Origin of the sequence: Aestuariivirga sp. (assembly GCF_047602625.1) — a bacterium.
Classification (GTDB): domain Bacteria; phylum Pseudomonadota; class Alphaproteobacteria; order Rhizobiales; family Aestuariivirgaceae; genus Aestuariivirga.
This window is the reverse complement of sequence record NZ_JASGGV010000002.1, coordinates 2,023,200-2,036,566: the sequence shown is the minus strand read 5'-3', so window position 1 is coordinate 2,036,566 and position 13,367 is coordinate 2,023,200. Positions and strand designations below refer to the sequence as shown.

At 60.0% G+C, this 13,367-nt stretch carries 13 protein-coding genes and 1 tRNA gene; 5 read left to right on the top strand and 9 right to left on the bottom strand.

From position 1 onward, the window contains the following. The first annotated feature begins 1 nt into the window (after position 1). The gene (locus tag QM694_RS15070; protein WP_415007741.1) at positions 2-202 is read left to right on the top strand and encodes a DUF3329 domain-containing protein; all 201 of its coding nucleotides are present in this window, start codon (positions 2-4) and stop codon (positions 200-202) included. Positions 203-351: 149 nt separating this feature from the next. On the opposite strand, the gene cmk is transcribed toward QM694_RS15070, so the two are convergent. Both cmk and aroA read right to left on the bottom strand, forming a co-directional pair. Beyond that, positions 352-966 (bottom strand): (d)CMP kinase, encoded by a 615-nt coding sequence (gene cmk, locus QM694_RS15065; protein ID WP_415007740.1) that lies wholly within the window; start codon positions 964-966, stop codon positions 352-354. Continuing rightward, entirely contained in the window at positions 963-2,300 is a 1,338-nt protein-coding gene (gene aroA / locus QM694_RS15060) for a 3-phosphoshikimate 1-carboxyvinyltransferase (protein WP_415007739.1), read from the bottom strand. The genes cmk and aroA overlap by 4 nt, the downstream gene beginning before the upstream one ends. 140 nt (positions 2,301-2,440) lie before the next feature. Here aroA and QM694_RS15055 point away from each other — a divergent pair, with 140 nt between their 5' ends. Continuing rightward, positions 2,441-2,866 (top strand): TIGR02300 family protein, encoded by a 426-nt coding sequence (locus QM694_RS15055; RefSeq protein ID WP_415007738.1) that lies wholly within the window; start codon positions 2,441-2,443, stop codon positions 2,864-2,866. Positions 2,867-2,952: 86 nt separating this feature from the next. Continuing rightward, positions 2,953-3,028 (top strand) — tRNA-Ala (locus tag QM694_RS15050). A 101-nt stretch (positions 3,029-3,129) separates the two neighbouring features. Here the strand turns inward: QM694_RS15050 and QM694_RS15045 are convergent. The 7 genes from QM694_RS15045 to QM694_RS15015 all read right to left on the bottom strand — a co-directional run bounded on the left by QM694_RS15045 (position 3,130) and on the right by QM694_RS15015 (position 11,168). Further along, a complete protein-coding gene (locus QM694_RS15045) occupies positions 3,130-4,248 on the bottom strand; it encodes a M20/M25/M40 family metallo-hydrolase (protein WP_415008643.1) in 1,119 nt (372 codons plus the stop codon). 113 nt (positions 4,249-4,361) lie between these two features. Then, the gene (locus QM694_RS15040; protein ID WP_415007737.1) at positions 4,362-5,300 is read right to left on the bottom strand and encodes a cyclase family protein; all 939 of its coding nucleotides are present in this window, start codon (positions 5,298-5,300) and stop codon (positions 4,362-4,364) included. Positions 5,301-5,350: 50 nt separating this feature from the next. Beyond that, positions 5,351-6,325, bottom strand: coding sequence for an ABC transporter permease (locus QM694_RS15035; protein ID WP_415007736.1), 975 nt, complete (start codon positions 6,323-6,325; stop codon positions 5,351-5,353). Continuing rightward, a complete protein-coding gene (locus tag QM694_RS15030; RefSeq protein ID WP_415007735.1) occupies positions 6,322-7,314 on the bottom strand; it encodes an ABC transporter permease in 993 nt (330 codons plus the stop codon). The genes QM694_RS15035 and QM694_RS15030 overlap by 4 nt, the downstream gene beginning before the upstream one ends. Further along, entirely contained in the window at positions 7,314-8,801 is a 1,488-nt protein-coding gene (locus QM694_RS15025) for an ATP-binding cassette domain-containing protein (protein WP_415007734.1), read from the bottom strand. The genes QM694_RS15030 and QM694_RS15025 overlap by 1 nt, the downstream gene beginning before the upstream one ends. A 50-nt stretch (positions 8,802-8,851) precedes the next feature. Beyond that, a complete protein-coding gene (locus QM694_RS15020; protein WP_415007733.1) occupies positions 8,852-9,985 on the bottom strand; it encodes an ABC transporter substrate-binding protein in 1,134 nt (377 codons plus the stop codon). 97 nt (positions 9,986-10,082) lie between these two features. Next, positions 10,083-11,168, bottom strand: coding sequence for a glycerol dehydrogenase (locus QM694_RS15015; protein ID WP_415007732.1), 1,086 nt, complete (start codon positions 11,166-11,168; stop codon positions 10,083-10,085). A 189-nt stretch (positions 11,169-11,357) separates the two neighbouring features. Between QM694_RS15015 and QM694_RS15010 the strand changes: the two genes are divergently transcribed. Next, a complete protein-coding gene (locus QM694_RS15010) occupies positions 11,358-12,449 on the top strand; it encodes an SDR family oxidoreductase (protein ID WP_415007731.1) in 1,092 nt (363 codons plus the stop codon). A 30-nt stretch (positions 12,450-12,479) separates the two neighbouring features. Beyond that, complete coding sequence (locus QM694_RS15005) at positions 12,480-13,367, top strand: transketolase (protein WP_415007730.1); 888 nt, start codon at positions 12,480-12,482, stop codon at positions 13,365-13,367.

Sequence of the window (13,367 nt, the reverse complement as noted above, 5' to 3'; positions counted from 1 at the left end):
CATGAAAATCATCGACCCCCGCCATCCCTTCTACCGCCCGCTGTGGCGGCGGATTGCCGTGGTGGCGGTGTGCGGGGCGTGGTTCGCGGCGGAGGCTTTGTGGGGCGATCCGCTGTTCATGGTGATCATGGGGGCGCTCACTCTTTATACCGGCTGGGTGCTGCTCATCGCGTGGACGGATGAAGCCCCGCCGGCGGATTGACAGAGTCAATCTGGGCAGCATCAATTTGGCATCCTAAAAGCTACGCACACCATGTGTTTCACACCCCGGCAGCATCGAAAAAGCTTGGAAAATCAACTTTCCGGCATGCCGTAGGAATATGTTCCACATGAAACAACGCGAGGAAAAACTCAGGCCGTTTTCCGCGCAATAATGGCCACGCAGGCGGCCACGGCCCCGGCAATATCCATGTCTGACGTATCGACCACCACCGCATCGGCAGCAGGCACCAGAGGGGCGGTGGCGCGCATGCTGTCGCGCTCGTCCCTTGCCCGGATGTCAGCCAGAACCGCCTCATAGCTCTCCTTGCCTCCCAGCTCCCTGTGGCGGCGGGCGGCGCGCACCTCTGGGCTGGCGGTGATGAACAGCTTCACCTCCGCATCGGGGCAGACCACGGTGCCGATGTCGCGCCCGTCCAGCACGGCACCTGGCTCCTGCCTGGCGAAGGCGCGCTGCAGCTCGAGCAGCGCCGCGCGCACTTCGGGGATCACCGCCACAATGGAGGCCGCGCCCCCCACCACCTCGCCGCGCAGCTCCGCATCGCGGAAGCCTTTGGGATCAAGGGTTTTCGCGGCCTTCACGGCAGCGGCGCTGTCAGCGGGGTCCGCGCCCTCCCTCAGCACGCTCAGCGCCACCATGCGGTAGAGCGAGCCGGTATCCAGAAAGTGAAAGCCGAATTCACGCGCCAGAGCGCGCGCGATGGTGCCCTTGCCGGCGGCGGCTGGCCCATCGACGGCGATGATCATGCGGAAGCGGGCGCGAGCTTCGCCCCCAGCCCGTTCATCAGCCCGGCGAAATCGGGAAAGCTCGTGGCGATGAAGCTGCCGTCATCCACCTTCGTCTCCTTGGCCGACGCCAGCCCCATCACGAGGAAGGACATGGCGATGCGGTGATCCATGTGGGTGATCACCGTGCCGCCGCCCGGCACCGTGCCGCCCTCCACCTCCAGCCAGTCGCGGCCCGACCGCGTGGTGACGCCATTGGCCTGAAGCCCCGCCTCCACGGCAGCGAGGCGGTCGCTCTCCTTCACCCGCAGTTCCTCAAGGCCCTGCATGCGCGTGGTGCCTTCGGCGAAAGACGCCGCCACGGCGAGGACCGGGTATTCGTCAATCATCGAGGGCGCGCGTTCGGCGGGCACCGTCACGCCCTTGAGCCGCGAGGCCTTCACATGCAGGTCGCCCACCTCTTCGCCTCCAGCCAGACGCCTGTTTTCAATGGCGATATTGCCGCCCATTTCGATGAGCGTGGTGATGAGGCCGGTGCGCGTCGGGTTCAGCATGATGTTCTCGATCACGATGTCCGAGCCTTCGCTGATCAGCGCCGCCACCATGGGGAAGGCGGCGGACGAGGGATCGCCCGGCACGTCCAGCGCCTGGGCTTTCAGCTCATGCTGGCCTTCAAGCTGGATGTGGCGGCCATCGTCCTTCACCGCCACGGAAATTTTCGCGCCGAAACCTTTGAGCATGCGCTCGGTGTGGTCGCGGGTCGGCGTGGGCTCGATCACCGTGGTGATGCCCGGTGTGTTGAGCGCCGCCAGCAGCACCGCCGACTTCACCTGTGCCGAGGCGACGGGCAGCGTATAGGTCACGGGCACGGGGTCTTTCGCGCCGTGGAGCGTCAGCGGCAGGCGGCCGCCCTCCGCCGTCTCGAAGCGCGCGCCGAACAATTCCAGAGGCTTGGTCACCCGGCCCATCGGACGCTTGTGCAGCGAGGCATCGCCCTGGCAGGTGGCGGTCAAAGGCGTCGTGGCCATCAGGCCCATGGCGAGTCTCACGCCGGTGCCGGAATTGCCGAAATCCAGCGGCGCATCAGGCGATTTCAGCCCGGCGATGCCGACGCCCTGCACCCGCCACACGCCGTCATCGCCGCGCGAAACCCCTGCCCCCAGCGCCGCCATGGCCTTGGCGGTGTTCACCACATCCTCCGCCTCCAGAAGGCCGGTGATGCGGGTTTCGCCGATCGCCACGGCGCCGAACATCAGGGCGCGGTGCGACATGGATTTGTCGCCCGGCACGCGGATGCGGCCCTTGAGGTTCAAGGCTTTGCGGGAGAGGAGCGGACGCGGGGCTGTATCGTGCATGGGCGGGGAGTTACACGATTGCCAGCGGTGCTGTCATCCCCCGCGAGGCTCTCCCGATTGGTTTTTGACATTCCCCCACAAGCGTGGCATGGGAGCCGCCAATCCTCCCATTTTGACGCTGCTTTTCGAAAGGAAACCCCGTGGTCAAGGCTGAACTCGGAACCAAGCGCACGTGCCCGTCCTGTGCCACGCGCTTCTATGACCTGATGAAGAACCCCATCGTGTGCCCCAATTGCGGCGTCTCCTTCGTGGCCGCCGCCATCCTGCCGTCGAAGGGCGAAATGCCGTCGGCCCCGGTGCCCAAGCCGCAGCCCCGTGTTGTCGAGCAGGATGACGCGGAGCCGGCGGATGTCGAACTCGTCAGCCTCGAGGAGGCCGAAGAGCCCGATACAGGCGATGATGAAACCGCGGGCATCGAGGACGTTGATCTCGGCGAAGACGCCGGCGACGCGGAAGGCGAAGAAGACGATACCTTCCTCGTCGAAGAGGAAGAAGAAGGCGACGGGATGACCGGCCTGATCGACGGCGGACCCGCGGGCGGCAAGGAAGAGGAAGAAGAGCCCTGATCCGTTTTTCGCTTGCTTGTTCAGCGCGGCGGAACTAGGTTCCGCCCCGCTTCGCCGCCCCCAAGCGGCGTTTTCGATGGAAATACGGGGTCATAGCTCAGTTGGGAGAGCGCTTGAATGGCATTCAAGAGGTCGGCGGTTCGATTCCGCCTGGCTCCACCATCCAGTCTTAAGACGACCGTGCAGGGAAACAGGTTCAACATTCCGGTCACAGCCGAGATTTTTGGTAAAGTTCGGCAACACTTGCGTAGAATGTTCAGCGGTTAGGTGAGCTCGGCCAGTAACCCTGCAATGAGGCGCACGCGGTTTGGAAGGCTGGAGATGAGAATTCTCTCTTCCAGCGTGTGAATCCCGTCTCCCGTCAGGCCGAGGCCGTCGAGGCTTGGAATGTCCATGGCGCCCGTGAAGTTTGCATCGGAGCCGCCGCCCGCGCTGCCCTGCGGAAGTTCCATCCCCAGCTCGCCCGCAATCTTCCTTGCCGTTTCGTAGAGCATGAGTGTTGTGGCAGACGGCTCCCATACGGGGCGCACGACGCTTCTTTTGACCTCAAAGGCCGGGGCCGATTTCTCAAGTATCTTCGAAATGCCGGTATCAAGATCGGCCTGCCGCTTGGCCATCGCCAATGCCTCAGCACGGCAAATCGTCGGCACGCAATTCACCCATTGCCCGCCGTGGATGACGCCGACCGAGAATGTGCAATCCGGCGTCGTCATGTCCTCGATCTCGATGAGACGGCGCGCCATTTCCCGCACCGCCGATCTTCCGTCCGCCAGTGCAGCACCTGCGTGGCTGGGCTTGCCAAACGCCGTAAGATGGAACCGCGCGATGGCATAGCGGCCTGTGATGACCCCACCATTCCCCAGGGCGGGTTCAGGCACGAGAACATATTTGTGACGCTGGGCTTCCGCCTCAATCAAGGAGCGGGTGCCAGGGCTGCCAATTTCCTCATCGCACGTCAGAAGAAAGGTGATTGGGAGATTTGAGGATATGCCAGCCTGTTGCAAGGCGGTGATCGCCTCCAGAGCAGCGCGGTTGCCGCCTTTCATGTCGATAATGCCGGGACCGTAGCAATACTCGCCTTCAACGCGGAACGGCAGTTTTTCCAAGGTTCCCACGGGATGCACCGTATCAAGGTGGCCCATGATCAATATGCCGGGCTGCCCCCTGTTCGGGTGAGGAAACGATGCCCGCAGGCAATCTCCGAAACCAGCCGGCCCGCCAATGCGCTCGACACCTGCTCCGGCGTCTTTCAGATCGGCCGCCGCGAGATCCATCATCCGGTTGACGGCCACGGCATCGAAGGTCGGGCTTTCGCATTCCACCCACCGCCGCAGGGCCTGAAGCATGCGCTCCGTGTCGAGGCGCAGGTTCGAAAGGTCAATCACGCGTGTTCTCTTTCATCATAAACAGAGGTGTTTTCAGGTCTTGGGCAGCGGCGATGCCGATGTCATCCCCAGAACAGCAGCCGGCAGGTCGAGACTCTAAATGGCAAAGCCTATTTCAGTACAACCGGGTTAACGGGCGCACCTGATCCTCCGACCACTTTCAGGGGAGCTGCCGTATATAGAAAATTCCACTGCCCGTCCGCGGCGCAATCCTCGGCCAGCGCGTCAAGCGCTACGATCTCGGTGAACACTACGCCCAAATTGCGCATCAGCGCGCAATGCAGCGGCACGACGACACCAGTCTCGGGATCGGCGGTCACCTCATTTGCAATGGTATCAGTTACCAGGTTGGCGATTTCCATCTCGTGGAACCATGTGACAAGCTCCCGGCTGAACGTAAGCCCCGGTTCCGTGAAATCCTTATAGAACTCATTCTTGTCGCGCTCGTAGAAAGAACCGATCAAGCCAGTGCGGATCAGCAGGATGTCGTGCTTCTCGATCTTGCACCCCTGTGCTTCCGCCGCGGCCATGAGATCGAAATGATTGAAGGTTTCGCCCTTGTCGAGAACGGCTTTGCCGCGATGACGCGCCATATCGATCAATACGCCGCGGCCGACAACTCCACGCTCGGCGATCGGCAGCACGCTCGCCTTCTTGAGGCTTCTTGCTGTGGTTCGCGCATCATAGCCATTGTAGATCTGGTCGTCGTACCAGACATGACCCAGCGCATCATATTGCGTCGACCCTTGAAGATAGAGGAACATGACATCGTCTGCGAACTCATGGTTGCCAGGGAATTCGGGGCCGGCGCCGCACAGAAAATCACCCTTGTCCATGATGTTGAAGCGCTGCGCGCCATGGCGTCCAGGCCAGACCGGATCACCCTTCGGGTGACCCATCTGGACTTGCAGGGTAAAGGTCTTTCCTTTACGCACGCAAGCCACGCCGCGCAGCACTTCCGCAGCCGTCAGAAAGTTGAGCGCGCCGACCTCGTCATTCTCGCCCCAGCGGCCCCAATTCTTGGGTAGCCCCTCGAGCAGTTCACGCATATGAGGAGAGGGTTTTCCATTGCCTGTGTTGCACATTGCCGTTCTCCGTTTCAATTCACATCGCGCGAAGTCGCGAACAGGACGAGGATCAGTACCAGCCCGCTGATCGCGTAACGCAAGGCCGAACTCAGGCCTAGCGTGATGAGAAAATTCGTCAATAAGCTGAAGATGATCGCACCGAGCACCGTTCCGATGAAGGAACCTGTGCCGCCACTCAACGCGCAGCCTCCGATCACCGCTGCAGCAATCGACATCATGGTGTAGGGAGCGCCGATCGACAGGTTCACGCTACCCACGAAGCCGTAGAGGAGTACGCCCGCCATGGCGGCCAGCAACCCGCTGCCAGCATAGGAGAGCAGAAGCACCCGCGAAACTGGAATGCCAGCCGAGTGGGCTGCCCTTGGATTGGAGCCCACGAGATAGAGTTGTTTGCCGAATCGCGTGAAACGCAACAACAGTGTCATCAGCACTGCAAGAACAGCGCCCACGATCACCACCCAGGGTACGCCAAGATACCGGCCAATCCCCAGGGCCTCGATCACCGAACCAGGCATGGAGGGCGGCCGCGCCTGTGCGTAGACAAGTGCTATGCCTTCCACCACGAAGGAAACACCTAACGTCACGACGAGCGGATAAAGGCCCAGGAATCTGACGCCCAGGCCGCTCACCAGTCCGATTGCCGTGCCAGCAGTCGCAACCAACGCGATCGCCGCAGGCAGTTCGGCATTAGACGCCCCGGCCATGCCAGAGACCATGAGCGCGGAGAGCGTCATGATGGCGCCGACCGAAAGATCGATACCTTGGTTGCCTGAAATGATGACCAGCGTCTGCCCCGCACTTGCCACTGCCAGCATCGCGGATATCGACAGTACCGCCCAAATGTTGGCTTCTGACAGAAAATTGGGAGTTGCAAGCCGCCCAGCAATGCACAGCGCCAAAAGGATGGCAATACTGCCCACATGCGGGATGGTCTTCAGGCGGGCCGGAATAGACGACCAATTGGTTTCCGTTGCAGTCCTATTCATACCGCCGCTTCCTTGCACTCGTTGCGGTGACGGGCGACCATTCGCGCATGGCCCTTTGCCTTGAGCCAGCGGCCGGACAGCACCACAACAACAAGACCGAGCAACAGCACTACGCCGATGATGAACTGCTGATAGAATGGCGAAACGCCGACCCCCAGCGCCACCTCGCTGGTAAGGCCAATAAAAATGGCGCCGAGAATCGCCCCGTAGCCGCTGCCGCTGCCGCCGCTGATCGCCACTCCGCCAATGACTGCTCCTGCGATCGTCAGAAGTGTATAAGGCTGGGCGATCAGGGGATCACCCGCGCCCACCGCAAAAGTCACGAACAGGCCCGAAAGCGCTGTGAACCCTCCGGCCAGTGTGTAGCTGAGAAACCGCCGGCCGGCGATTGAGATACCTGAGTTGAAGGCGCGCTGCGGGTCGGACCCCGTCGCCCGTAGTTCGACCCAAAAGCGTGTCGCGATCAATCCGCCCCACAGCATGAGTACTACCGCGAACATCAGCACGGCATTTGGGATGCGCAGGCTCGCGCCATTCATGATCATCACCGCACCGATCGGAGCCATGCCCCCAGGCGCGGGCTGAATCAGGAGTGTGAGGCCGAGAAGCACAAATGACATGGCAAAAGTGGAGAGCAGCGGGTTGAGCTTCATATATCCAATAAGCAAGCCGTTTGCCGCGCCGACCAGCAAGCCCGCAAACAGTGCCGCCGGCACAACCGCAACAAGGGGCAAGCCTAAGCCGAAGAGCGCGATCGCAACGACGTTGATGAAGCTCACACCTGCACCCACCGACAGATCAATGCCTCGGCCCATTAGCACCAAGGTCTGGCCAAGCACCGCAGTCCATAATCCGATCTGTGAGGTTGACCAGCCAATCATCGAACCGGTCGACAGAAGGCCCGGGTTGACGTGAAGAGCATAGGCAACGGCAAGAGCGACGAGAATCGCCGCCCGAAAACTCGAATTCGTCCAAATTGGCTGCCGCATTACGCCGCCTTTTTCTGCCGCATGTAAGAGGACACGATCGCTTCCGTGGTAAGCCTTCCCTCGGCGCGGCGGAGATCGGCGATGACGGCACCGTTTTCCATCACGAGCACGCGGTCACAAAGTTCAGCCAGTTCAAGATCGTCCGACGAGGTCACGATGACACTGGCGTCCTGGCGATGTGCCATTTCGCGCAGAAGGTGATGAACATCGTTTCTGGCCGATACGTCTATGCCCTTGGTCGAATCTTCGGCGACGATCAGTTTCGGATTGAGCAGGAGGCAGCGCGCGATCAAGATCTTCTGCTGGTTGCCACCTGACAGTGAATTCATTGGCGCATCAAGGCTGGAATAGCGGGTGGAAAGCTGTGCCAGCGCAGCGATCAACGTTTGGTCGTCCGGTAATTTCCGCCCCCGCATCGCGAGGAACGGTGCAAGCATGTTTTCGCGAATCGGGCGGCGCACAAAGACGACCTCATCACGGTCGCCAGTTACGAAGGCCACGCCTTTCTGGGCAACGGCTACGGCAGAGCCGACTGGCAACTCTTCGCTATCCAGAGTGACTGTCTCGCCATTCTTTGGTGGAGCTAGGCCTGCGAGTAAACGCAGCAGCGGCTTCTGGCCCTGATCCGGCAATCCGCCGATCCCCACAATCTCACCTTTGTAGAGCGTCAGATCCATCGGCTTCGACCAATGAAACGGGCGAAGTTGCCGGAGTTCAACCATGGTTGTGCTTTGGGCGTGCGGCAAGCGGAGTTCCGGAACTTCACTTGCGTCATCGCCTCCAGCCCAAACGACAAGATCCTTGTCGGAAACCTCGCTCAGCACTCCGTCGAAAACCAGCCGTCCATTGCGAAGAACCGATATGGTGCTGCAGAAGCGGCGAAGTTCAGGAAGGCGATGGCTCACGAATACGGCAGACCCGCCGGACTTCAGGTGAGCATCAAGTAACCCGGCAAAAATCCCCACCTCAGACGCATGCATCGTCGCAGTCAGTTCGTCGATGATGAGGAATTTGGGTTTCAGAAACATGGCTTTCGCCAATTCAACCAGGTATTTCTCGCCCGTCTGAAGCGCGTCGACACGCCAATCCGCAAGGTGGCCGAGCTTCACCTTTTCCAGTTCGGCTCGCGCCATCTCACGGGCTTTGCTGCGGTTCTGGAACAGACCGTAGCGGGTGGGAACAGAGCCAATCACCACATTGTCCCCCACGCTCAGATCGGGGATCAGGCTTAGTTCCTGAAATGTGATGCCGACCCCAAGATTTCGGGCGGTAGCCGGGGAGGCCGGAGCAAGCGCTGTATTGCCAATCATCACACGACCGGCAGTTGCCGCAAAAGTGCCACTGGCGATCTTGGCAACTGTGCTCTTGCCCGAACCGTTGCCGCCGTATAGCGCACGGCATTCGCCGGGCCTCACTTCAAATGAAACATCCTCCAGAGCCCGGACCGGCCCGAAGGATTTCGAAATTTTCTCGAACACAAGCGACATGCTGGGACATTTCCCGGCGGCGACCACAGTCGCCACCGGGCCTTCTGGCTCTATTGCTTGAAATACAGCGATTTTACCTCGTCCTGAGTCAGCGCGCCATCAAGCGATGTGTTGTCAGGCTGACCGTCAAGCATCTTCAACGCATCGTCAAGCGAGATGCATTTTGTCTGTTTGCTGCACCACGCCCTTGACGTGTTTGCCTCACGCTCCACCACATATGGCTCTGAAATGAGGATGGTGTTGGAGGTCTTGGGGTTTAGCGGATTGGGCACCAGCTTCGACGTATCAAGCTTGCCGCCCTTTAACAGTTCGACCGCAATGCGAAGGGCATCGGCGCCGATGCCCGGAGGGTTAGCGACCGTCATGGTCTTAAGTTCCGGATTGTCCTTCCAGAGCTTGAGGTAGGAAAGGACATAATCTCCAGTGAGCGGGCGGAGCGGCGCACCGGCCGCCTTGAAGGCGCGGATAACACCTTCATTCATCACTTCCTGGATCAGGACGCCATTAATGGCATCACCATGGGCGGTCAGCAGGCCGCTCATGGCCTCACGCGCCTGCGCCTGGTCCCAGCCGCCCGGCACCGACGCAAGAAGCTTGATGTCCGGGTTCTTTGCCAGCACTTCATCTCGGGCTTTGACGCGCCAGTCATTGGCGGTATTCCCCGCGAGACCTTCGATGGCGACAATGTTGCCCTTGCCGCCAATCGCGTCGATCAGCCATTCGGTTTCGATTCCCCAGTACTGCGTATGATCGAGCGAGACGTTAAGCACGTCATCAAGAGCCAGCGGGTTGTCGGCGACCACCACGAGGACGCCGCTCTGCACGGCACGCTCAACAATCGGCTTCAAGGGTTCCCCAGATACCGGATTGATAACGAGAGCATCAATACCTTGCGCGAGCAATGAATTGATCTGGGCAATCTGGCCAGCGGCGCCGGATGTGGAATTGACGATCGTCACGTCGGAAACGACACCGGCGTCCTTCAATTCTTTAGCAACCGCTTCAACGTCAGCGACATGCTGGGCACGCCAGGCATTACCGATATAGCCGTTTGAAAAACCGATCTTAAAGGGCGCGGTGTGCGAACCGGCATTTTTCAGAAAGGGGAGATCTTCTGCCTGAGCGGCGGAAAACAGCATAAGCAGAGCTGCGCCGGCGCCAGCCAGCGTGGAAACAAACTTCATGGGGGTCCTCCTTTGTACGCCTCGCGTTCAGCGATGACGTTACTATCTATATATCATGCATCATGCCTCAGTCGAAGCATTTTTTGCACCGATTCGTTCAGTTCTGAATCAACCCCGAAAACACCCCCTCAACCCACAGCATGGCGTCCTCGACATCCGAGGCCGCCAAAACGCGCGGAAAATGCCGGATGTGCGGCGCCGTCATGGTCAACATTGCCATGCGAGAAATATCGGCCCGGGCCGCCGGCTGACGCCCGAGTTCTGCAAGTGACCGCGGCAGTCCTACTCGCCCGTAAAAAGCTGCCAGCGCCTCGATTTCGGCGGCCGGCCGGCCTTCGAGTTTGACTTGTACAAGATTGGCATAGGCGACCTGGAAACCATGCAATGTATCGGCATAGGGCTTCACCGCCGTCAGGCCGCGAGTCATTGAGTGCGAGATTGACAGGCCCCCGCTTTCAAAGGCGAGACCGCTCATCAGTACCGTCGCCTCAACAACCCGCTCGAGCGCGTTATCGGCAGCCTTGCGATCGATGGCGGCAAGCGCGTTCACGGAATCATCAAGAAGCAGCCTATGACAGGCGCGTGCCAGCATCAGCGCCGACAACGCAGACTGACCACCGAACACGTTAATGCCGCGCGCATTGAAACAGGCCTCGACCTCATAAATCTTACCGATGGCATCGCCGATCCCCGCCACGAAGAGGTGACGCGGCGCCTGGGCGATAATCTGCGTATCGACCAGGACCAGCGCCGGATTGCGCTTCAGTTTCTCCACGCCCACCATGCGGTGAGTCTCGTCATACATGACATAATTGTGGCTAGTCGGTGCGTCAGTTGAAGCGATCGTCGGTATTGTCACGACCTCAGCCCCCAAGCGCCCGGCCATCGCCTTGCCCGCGTCGATGCATTTGCCTCCGCCAGCCGCCGCCACGATCTCCGTTCTCCCCGCCAACGCCAGAAGACGCTCAACCTCGGCATGCGTGCAGTCGCCACCAAATCGGAGCTGGCGGGCCGAAACGCCAGCGGCTTCGCAAAAGGCTCTCATTGCCGGACCATGGAGGTCCTGGATCAGAGGATCGACAACCAGAATCGCGTCAGCTCCCAAGCGGCGCAACTCCGTTCCCAGCGCAGACAAAGCGCCCGCGCCTTGCACGTAACGTGACGGTGAACCAAAAATGATCACGCAACCCCCATTTAATAGGCATGGCGACCTAGAAGTCGCCCGCCATATATCATGCATCTTTCTGCAAGCTGTGTTATCAAAAGATTTCAGGATTGAAAATAAATATCATGCATGATGCATGATGCTTGATTAATTCAAGTTGGCGTCGTAATGTTGGGAGGAGAAGAAAGAAACCGAATGGGATGCCGCATGTCGAGCGAAGCGAGGGGGCGGAATGCCCTAGTGATCGGCGCCAGCGGAATCATCGGGGGAAATCTCTGCGAGCGCCTGCTGACCGACGGTTGGACAGTCCACGCTCTGTCCCGTCATCCGGAGCGCGCGCCTAAGGGCACCATGCCGCACAGGGCCGATCTCAATGACCGCGCGGGCGTGTTTGCTGCGCTAGCTACGGTTCCGGTCAGCTGCCTGTTTTATGCGAGTTGGACTCCCGCAGCGACCGAGGAGGAGTGTTGCGAAATAAATGCGCGTCAACTCTCCAATGTGCTCGACGGCGCGGCAGCAGCCGGCCTTGTGCTTGAGCACGTGGCCCTAGTCACCGGCGTCAAGCATTATCTCGGGCCGTTCAAGGATTTTGGACGATATCTTCCTGAAACGCCTTTTGCGGAAGACACGCCGCGGCTGCCGCTTCCCAATTTTTACTATGCCCAGGAGGACATTTTGTTCGCCTCCGCATCACGGGATGGATTTGGCTGGAGTGTACACCGTCCTAATGCAATTGTAGGCTTCTCCGTGGGCGCTCTGATGAATCAGGGCGTCACCCTTGCCTGCTACGCCGCAATCTGCCGCGAGACCGGGCGGCCGTTCGCCTTCACCGGCATCCCCATGCAATGGAACATGCTGACGGAAGTGAGCGACGCGCGTCTCGTTGCCCGCCAGATCGCATGGGCGGCAACTGCGCCGGCGGCTCGCAATCAAGCATATAATTGCGGCAATGGCGATATCTTCCGCTGGCGGGCAATGTGGAAAGTGATTGCCGCGCACTTCGGCATCGCCGTACCGGAATATGATGGCCGTCAACAGAGCCTTCAGGAACTGATGGCGGATGCCGGCCCCATTTGGCGCCAGATGGCTGCTAAATATGATTTGGCGGAACCTGACCTCTCGCGCCTTGCGACATGGTGGCATACGGACGCCGATTTCGGGCGCCAAGTTGAATGCATCTCCGATATGAGCCGCAGCCGGAATGCCGGTTTTCTGGATTACCAGAATTCGACTGACACGTTCCTCGATCTGTTCCGCCGTCTCGAGGCAGAGCGCATCATTCCCTCCTTCGACAGTTGATCCGAAGCCGCCTCAAACAAGGAGCCAGAGTTGACACTGCCCCCTGACGCCTCAGCGTCCGCCAAGACGAATTCCTATGCCCCGGATGAGGCAACGATCGCCCGCCTGCGAGAAAAGGCAAAATTCATCCGGCTTGAAACGGTACGGTTGATCGATATCGCCAAAACCGGGCATTACACGTCGGTGTTTTCCGCCGCTGAAATGTTTGCGGCTCTTTATTATGACGTGATGAAGTTGAAGCAGGGCAAGCCCAAATGGGACGAGCGCGACCGCTTTACCATCGGCAAGGGACACGCCGCCGTCGGGATGTTTCCGATCTTCGCCGATCTCGGTTTCTTCCCCCGGGAATGGCTTGACGATTACACCCGTCTCGGGAGTCCGCTAGGCGATCACCCCGACATGCGCAAGGTTCCAGGTGTCGACTTCTCATCGGGTTCGATCGGGCACGCACTTTCCAACGCCATCGGAATGACGCTGGCCCAGCGCTGGACCGGAAAAGACTACAAAGTGTTCTGCATGATGGGTGACGGCGAAATGCAGGAAGGCCAAGTATGGGAAGCGGCCCTCTTTGCCGCCCAAAACAAGCTACGCAATCTGATCGCAATCATCGACCGCAACGGTTACCAACTTGACGGCAAGGTGGATGACGTCATGAATATCGAGCCACTGGGAGACAAGTGGCGCGCTTTCGGGTGGGATGTACACGACGTTGACGGCCACGACCTTGCTGCTGTCACCGAACTGCTGCGCCGGTTGCGTGCCGATGACACGCGCATGCAGCCCGCCTGCGTTGTGGCGCGAACGATCAAGGGCAAGGGCGTCTCCTACATGGAGACCGAACCGGGCTGGCATCTCGGCTGGCTCGACCCTTCCGATGCCCAAGACGCCATTGCCGAAATCAATGCGAAGGTGATCTGA

Bases quoted from the DNA above. Each gene is read 5' to 3' on its own strand.
- QM694_RS15010 (WP_415007731.1), top strand. From the start codon at position 11,358: ATGTCGAGCGAAGCGAGGGGGCGGAATGCCCTAGTGATCGGCGCCAGC.
- QM694_RS15020 (WP_415007733.1), bottom strand. From the start codon at position 9,985: ATGAAGTTTGTTTCCACGCTGGCTGGCGCCGGCGCAGCTCTGCTTATG.
- QM694_RS15030 (WP_415007735.1), bottom strand. From the start codon at position 7,314: ATGCGGCAGCCAATTTGGACGAATTCGAGTTTTCGGGCGGCGATTCTC.
- cmk (WP_415007740.1), bottom strand. From the start codon at position 966: ATGATCATCGCCGTCGATGGGCCAGCCGCCGCCGGCAAGGGCACCATC.
- QM694_RS15035 (WP_415007736.1), bottom strand. From the start codon at position 6,325: ATGAATAGGACTGCAACGGAAACCAATTGGTCGTCTATTCCGGCCCGC.
- aroA (WP_415007739.1), bottom strand. From the start codon at position 2,300: ATGCACGATACAGCCCCGCGTCCGCTCCTCTCCCGCAAAGCCTTGAAC.
- QM694_RS15025 (WP_415007734.1), bottom strand. From the start codon at position 8,801: ATGTCGCTTGTGTTCGAGAAAATTTCGAAATCCTTCGGGCCGGTCCGG.
- QM694_RS15040 (WP_415007737.1), bottom strand. From the start codon at position 5,300: ATGCGTGAACTGCTCGAGGGGCTACCCAAGAATTGGGGCCGCTGGGGC.
- QM694_RS15070 (WP_415007741.1), top strand. From the start codon at position 2: ATGAAAATCATCGACCCCCGCCATCCCTTCTACCGCCCGCTGTGGCGG.